The organism is Streptomyces sp. NPDC052107 (genome assembly GCF_040680215.1).
Classification (GTDB): domain Bacteria; phylum Actinomycetota; class Actinomycetes; order Streptomycetales; family Streptomycetaceae; genus Streptomyces.
On sequence record NZ_JBFAWG010000188.1, the window covers coordinates 1 to 5,759 of the forward strand.

The following is a 5,759-nucleotide window of genomic DNA, read 5'->3' on the forward strand; positions in this document are numbered from 1 at the left end:
CTGTACCGGGGGCTGCTGGAGGGGCCGCAGACCATCCTCTTCGGCACCTTCCTGGGCATCACCTCTTCCCAGGTGACCGTGCTGACGGTGGTCGGCGCGGTGGTGCTCGCCGTGCTGGCGCTGATCGGGCGGCCGCTGCTGTTCGCCTCCGTCGACCCGCAGGTGGCCGCCGGCCGCGGAGTGCCAGTCCGCGCGCTGTCCGTGGTTTTCCTCGTATGCCGTCACCATCGTTCCCGCGTCCAAAACCGCCCCGACCAAGCGAAAACCCAAGGCCACGGCTTAAAACAGCGGCATTGGCACTAGGCGTGTATTTCTTGTCGCTCGGCATCGCGGATGGCGCGAGCGGCGTTGATGAGCCCGATGTGGCTGAAGGCTTGGGGGAAGTTGCCGAGGGCCTCTGCTGTGGTGGAGTCGGTCTCCTCGGCCAGCAGGCCGAGGTCGTTGGCGTGTGCGAGGGCGGTTTGGAAGGCGTGTCGTGCACGGGTGGTGTGGCCGGTGAGGGCGAGGGCTTGGGCAAGCCAGAAGGTGCACAGCAGGAAGGTGCCTTCTTCTTCCTGCAGTTCGTCGGTGAGGTAGCGGCGGACCAGGCCGTTGTGGTCGGTCAGTTGGGTGGCGATGGCCAGCACGGTGGACTGGATGCGGGGGTCGTGTGGTGGCAGGAAGCCGACAATGGGCAACATCAGTGCGGAGGCGTCGAGGTCGTTCGTGTCGAATGCCTGGGCGAAGGCGCCCAGGTCGGGGTTCCAGCCGCGTTGTTCGATGGCTTGGCGGATCTGGTCGCGCTCGTGCTGCCAGTGGGGCAGGCGTTCGTCGGCCTGGAGGGCAGGGGCCATGCTGATGGCGCGGTCCAGGGCGACCCAGCACATCAGTTTCGAGTGGAGGAAGTGTCTGCTGGGTCCGCGTCTTTCCCAGATGCCTTGATCCGGTTGGGTCCACCGCTGGGCGGCTGTCTCGGCTGCCTGGAGCAGGAAGGTGCGGGTGGCTGGGTCGAGAGGCTCATCGGGTGGAAGGGTCTGGGCTGCGGCGTCGAGGAGTTCGCCGTAGACGTCGAGTTGGCGTTGGCGCCAGGCGTCGTTGCCGATCCGGACGGGGCTGCTGTTGCGCCAGCCGGTCAGGTGAGGCAGGGGCCGCTCGCTCAGATCACGTTCTCCACCGATGCCGTACATGATCTGCAGGTCGGCGCCGCGGTCGAGTTGGCTTGCCGCGGCCCGGGCGAGGAAGCCGAAAAACCGGTTCTTCTCCTTCTCGCAGGCGGCCGTGGCCAGTGCCTGAATGGTAAAGCTGGCGTCGCGGACCCATGTGTAGCGGTAGTCCCAGTTACGCATTCCGCCCGTCTTCTCGGGCAGAGAGGTGGTGGCCGCGGCGACGATGGCCCCGGTGGGTGCGAAGGTCAGGGCCCGCAGCACGCGTCCACTGTGGCTCACTTCGTCCTGCCAGGGGCCGACGTAGCCGCGGTGGAGCTTCGACCAGGAGCGCCAGCCTTCGACGGTGTCGGACAAGCGACGCCGGATCCGTCCCGTCCGCCAGGCCAGCGACTCCCTCTCCCACGCCGTCCCGACGTGCAGGGCGAATCCGAGGCGCTGCCCTGCCGAGAGCGGGATTCGGCCGTGAGCCGTGGAGCCGCTCATCCGCAGGTCGACGGGGCTCGACAGCAGCAGAACATGGGCGCCCCCGTACGCCGCAAGCCCACCCGGCACGGCTGAGAGGAGTGGGTGGACGAGTCCGAACTCCGGGCGCGGCGCGTAGCCGATCTCGATGTCCACCCGCCCTTCGGTGCAGGTGATCTGCCGCAGCAGCATTCCGGGGGAAGCGGTGCCGAGCGCGTGCCCGCGTTCGCGCCGTCCCAGGGCAAGGGCATCCCGCAGGACCGCAGTGCCCCCGGGCGTGCGGAAGACCGTCTCCAGAACGAGGGTGTCCTCGACGTAACGGCGGCTGATGTCGACCGGGCCGGTGACAGGGCGGATGGACCAGTGGCCGGCGTCCTCGTCGAGGAGCCGGGCGAAGATCGCCGGGCTGTCGAACCGGGGCACGCACAGCCAGTCCACCGAGCCGTCGGAGGTCACCAGCGCGGCTGAGCGGCAGTCTGACAGCAGGGCGTGGTCACCGATCGGTCGCGCACTCATGCGTCGCAGCCCGTCCACCTCGGGCCGAGCGCCGCCCGGCCGGGACGACGTGAGCAGTCGCCCGCGCCGCAGGTCTCTCCAGGTGCCTGACGGGTGACATGGACCCCATCCTCCCTGAACAGCGGATTCGCCTCCAGCCAATCAGCACGATCGGTGGATCGCACGTGCCGGTTGCCGACGGTTGCTCCGACTGAGTGGCACGAGCTGGTGCCGCGCTCGGCGTCCGGTCGGCGTACGTCGTGTCTCCCCGCCGCCGCGTGGCCGACCCCGCGTCATCGGCGAGGTCCCGAGGCTGAATCCGCACGGCCGAGGGCGAGGAAGCGTCGGTGGCCGTATCCCCACTGGTCGGTGACGCTGAGGGCAAGGTCGGCGGCGATCCTGTGGAGCGCCCGTCGTCCGAGCCGTGCCCAGGGAAAGTACGGACCGCTCCGGCCCTGGAGGTCCTCGAACCGGGCAGTGCACAGCTCTTCGACGTCATGGGGGTCGACCTCGACGACGAGACGCCCGGTGGGGGCGATGAGTCCGCCGCAGCGGCGCAGCAGGCCATGAGGGTCGCCTCCGATGCCGATGTTGCCGTCGATGAGCAGCACCGTCTGCCAGCCGCTCTCTGCCGGCAGTCGGTCGAAGACCGATCGGCACAGTGCGAGCCCGCCCAGAGTGGTGGTCAGTGCGACCGCGCGAGGCGCGATGTCGACCCCGAGGGCGAAGACTCCCCGGCTCAGGAGTGCCCTGCACATGCGCCCCGGGCCGCAGCCGACGTCGAGGACGGGGCCGATGCTGCGTTCCAGTACGGTCTTGTCGGCCGCCGTGGGCTGCTCGTGCCAGCGGTGTACCGGCATCCGGATGCGGCGCCCGTCGGCCAGCCGTAGGTACACCGGTTCTCGGCCGGGTCGCAGGGCGAGCGCGTAGGGCTCCCCGTCGGTGTCGTACAGCTCGTCCTCGTCCGTTGTCACGGTGCTGCGCCATGGCCTGCGGCCCGTCGGTTCTCGTCGCTGCGGCCGGCCCGCCTCAGGCGGCGCAGTCTCATCGCGAAGGCCACGGCGGAGGCGGAGAAGAGTACGCCGGTGATCGCCAGCCATCGGCCGAGGTAGACGCTGTCGGACAGTCCGGTGTCGCCGGGGTAGGGGACCGCCAGACGGAAGACGAGGGGGAACCAGACCAGCAGGAGCAGACCTGACAGGAAGGCGGGGACGCGCAGGTAGTTGATCCACGCCACCCTCGGTCCGTCGGCGGCTCGGCGCCGCAGTACGGAGAGGGCCGACAGGTCGGCCAGCGAGTACAGGGGCAGCAGGATGAGGTCGTGGAGGATCGCCGCACCGACGAACCAGATCGCCACCTCCCAGGGCCGGACGGCGAACAGGCGCAGCATGGCGTAGCCAGTCAGGGCGAACGAGGCGATCAGGACGAGCAGATGCAGAGGCCCGGAGCCGTACCAGCGGACGGATCGTGCCATGGTCACGCCCTGAAGGTGAGCCGGTGGACCCACTTGGTGTTGTTCACGCCGGGGTTGGCCGGGACGATGATGCGGGCCGGGTAGCCGTGGTCGAGTGAGAGGGCCGCGCCGTTGACGCGGAGGGCGAGCAGCGCCCGGGGGTCGTGGATCTGGTTACCGCGCAGCACCACCCTGGTGAAGGGGCCGGGGGGTTGGACGGACTGGACCAGGACGCTTGCGGCATCGGGCAGTCCGGCCAGCGCGGCGAGGTCGGCCAGCCGCAGGCCGCTCCAGTGCTGGTCTTCGGTGGACCATCCCTCCACGCAGGCGATCGGCAGTGCGGCGGCGTGCTGGGGCATCGCCAGAAGCTGATCGCGAGTGAAGACGCGTGGCGCTCCGCGTCCGTGGACCTCCAGCCGCCAGGTGGGGCCCACGAGCGCGGGGGTGACGCCGACCTTCGCCGCCGTCTTGTTGATCTGGAAGCTGTTCGAGCCGCTGCTCGGATCGCGGTTGTGGGGTGCGAGCAGTGCAGTGGCGCGCAGCCGGCCGCCGATGCTCTGTCCGGCGGTCACTACGAACAGGAGCAGCGATCCCGCTCCCACCATGCCCACCGCGCCGCGGCGGGTCATCGTGGGCGGTGCGGGATCGGCTGCCACCAGGCCGTCGGGATCGGGTGGTTCGGGCACGGTCTGGGCGAGGTCGGTGCGCAGTTCGGCGCCCAGGCTGCGTGAGCGCAGGGCCCGCGTCATCCGGCCGAGCCTGAGGCACACGTGGACGACGAAGGCGGCGATGAACACCCAGGCGCCGTAGAAGTGCAGGCGGTAGAACGAGCCCGGGAAGACGTAGTAGAGCTGGATGTTGACGATGCCGGTGACGAACTCGAAGATGACGCCGCCGACCAGCATCAGCAGCGAAAGCCGCTCCAGGCCGTGGGCGACGGAGCGTACCGGCAGCCATTCGAACAGCTTGGGGATCACCGACCACAACTTGGCCAGCAGCACCGGCACCAGCACCACACCCAGTGTCACGTGCACGCCCTGGAGCAGCCGGTAGAGCCAGTACGGGTGTGTGGGCCAGCTGAAGAGGTAGAAGCCCAGAACACCCTTGTCGGGAGTCTCGTCGTTGAAATGGCTCAGGTCGGGGTTGTAGGAGGCGTAGGAAAGCAGTCCGGTGACGAACAGCAGTGGAATGCCGATCAGGAGGATCAGGCCGAACACCGAGGTCAGCCAGGGCCCGCGGATCGGACTCCGCCAGAATCCGGGACGGAACGGCCCCGGGGGCGCAGGAGTCTGCCCGGCCCGGCGCACGAGGGCCCTGGTACGAGCGGCCCCCTTGGTGGCCCGCGCCGCCGCGGCAGCGCGCACGCGCTCGAGGAGCCCGTCCGCGTGACCCTCGTCCGATCCCCGCCGCTGAGGCCCGCCGGAGCCCGCGGCCGGTGGCCGTCCGCCACTGCCCACGACTGCCTCCCCTGTCCCCAGACCGTCTCTCAACGTGTGGATCGAAGCCCACCGCTCCGTCAGTGCCTGTCAAATCGTCAGCCACAAACTGGCACAGATCGGGTCGGCTCTCCGTGCCTGTCGTGCAGGCGGGTGTCCGTCGTCAGCCGAACGGCAGAACCGGCGCTCCGCACGGCTCGACGGGTCGCACGGTGGCCTCATGATGGTGGGGTGCGACGCCTCAGCGCACGACGCAGCGCCACCACCTGGCTCGGCCGCACCGCGCTGACCAAGGAGGTGTTCTGGTTCGTCGTGGTCGGCGTCGCCTCCACGGTGGCCCAGGCCATGCTGTACTGGGTTCTGCGCCGGTGGTCGCCGCCCATCCTGGCCAATTTCACCTCCCTCTTTGTCGTCACCCTCCTCAACACGGAGGCCAACCGTCGGCTGACCTTTCGCGAGTCCCGGGTCCGGGTCCTCCAGGCGCATCTGACCGCAGGCGGCCTGTTCGTCCTGGCGTACCTGGTCACCTCAGGCGCTGTCCTGCTCTTCCGTCACTACCGGCCCACCGCCTCACCAGCAGCGGAGATCCTGGTACTCGCGCCGAGCTTCGCCCTGGTGACCGTGGTGCGCTTCACTGTCCTACGGATGGTCGTCTTCAAACGCCGCCACCGATGAACCGTTCCTAATCAGTGAGCAGTAGTGAGTCTTGGACCCATACCTGGTCACTGCGGGCATCCCGAACGGTTTTGGATGTCCTGGTCGCCCGCT

6 protein-coding genes are annotated in these 5,759 nt (G+C 69.2%); 2 read left to right on the forward strand and 4 right to left on the reverse strand.

Annotated features, from left to right (window positions below; translation table 11 throughout):
• Nucleotides 1-303 (forward strand): metal ABC transporter permease (locus tag AB0M27_RS46310; RefSeq protein ID WP_365732217.1); only part of this gene is annotated, 303 nt, incomplete at its 5' end.
• Here the strand turns inward: AB0M27_RS46310 and AB0M27_RS46315 are convergent.
• From AB0M27_RS46315 to AB0M27_RS46330, 4 genes are all read right to left on the reverse strand, one after another.
• The gene (locus AB0M27_RS46315; protein WP_365732218.1) at nt 300-2,123 is read right to left on the reverse strand and encodes a glycoside hydrolase family 15 protein; all 1,824 of its coding nucleotides are present in this window, start codon (nt 2,121-2,123) and stop codon (nt 300-302) included. The genes AB0M27_RS46310 and AB0M27_RS46315 overlap by 4 nt on opposite strands.
• A gap of 272 nt (nt 2,124-2,395) precedes the next feature.
• Nucleotides 2,396-3,076, reverse strand: a complete 681-nt coding sequence (locus tag AB0M27_RS46320; protein WP_365732219.1) for a class I SAM-dependent methyltransferase — start codon at nt 3,074-3,076, stop codon at nt 2,396-2,398.
• Complete coding sequence (locus AB0M27_RS46325) at nt 3,073-3,576, reverse strand: hypothetical protein (RefSeq protein ID WP_365732221.1); 504 nt, start codon at nt 3,574-3,576, stop codon at nt 3,073-3,075. Before AB0M27_RS46325 ends, AB0M27_RS46320 begins: the two co-directional genes overlap by 4 nt.
• A gap of 2 nt (nt 3,577-3,578) precedes the next feature.
• The gene (locus AB0M27_RS46330; RefSeq protein ID WP_365732222.1) at nt 3,579-4,862 is read right to left on the reverse strand and encodes a molybdopterin-dependent oxidoreductase; all 1,284 of its coding nucleotides are present in this window, start codon (nt 4,860-4,862) and stop codon (nt 3,579-3,581) included.
• 360 nt (nt 4,863-5,222) lie between these two features.
• Between AB0M27_RS46330 and AB0M27_RS46335 the strand changes: the two genes are divergently transcribed.
• A complete protein-coding gene (locus tag AB0M27_RS46335) occupies nt 5,223-5,666 on the forward strand; it encodes a GtrA family protein (RefSeq protein WP_365732220.1) in 444 nt (147 codons plus the stop codon).
• Nucleotides 5,667-5,759 lie beyond the last annotated feature (93 nt).

What these genes read in the sequence shown, in the direction of transcription:
- AB0M27_RS46315 (WP_365732218.1), bottom strand. Translation starts at nt 2,123, where the DNA reads ATGAGTGCGCGACCGATCGGTGACCACGCCCTGCTGTCAGACTGCCGC.
- AB0M27_RS46325 (WP_365732221.1), bottom strand. Translation starts at nt 3,576, where the DNA reads ATGGCACGATCCGTCCGCTGGTACGGCTCCGGGCCTCTGCATCTGCTC.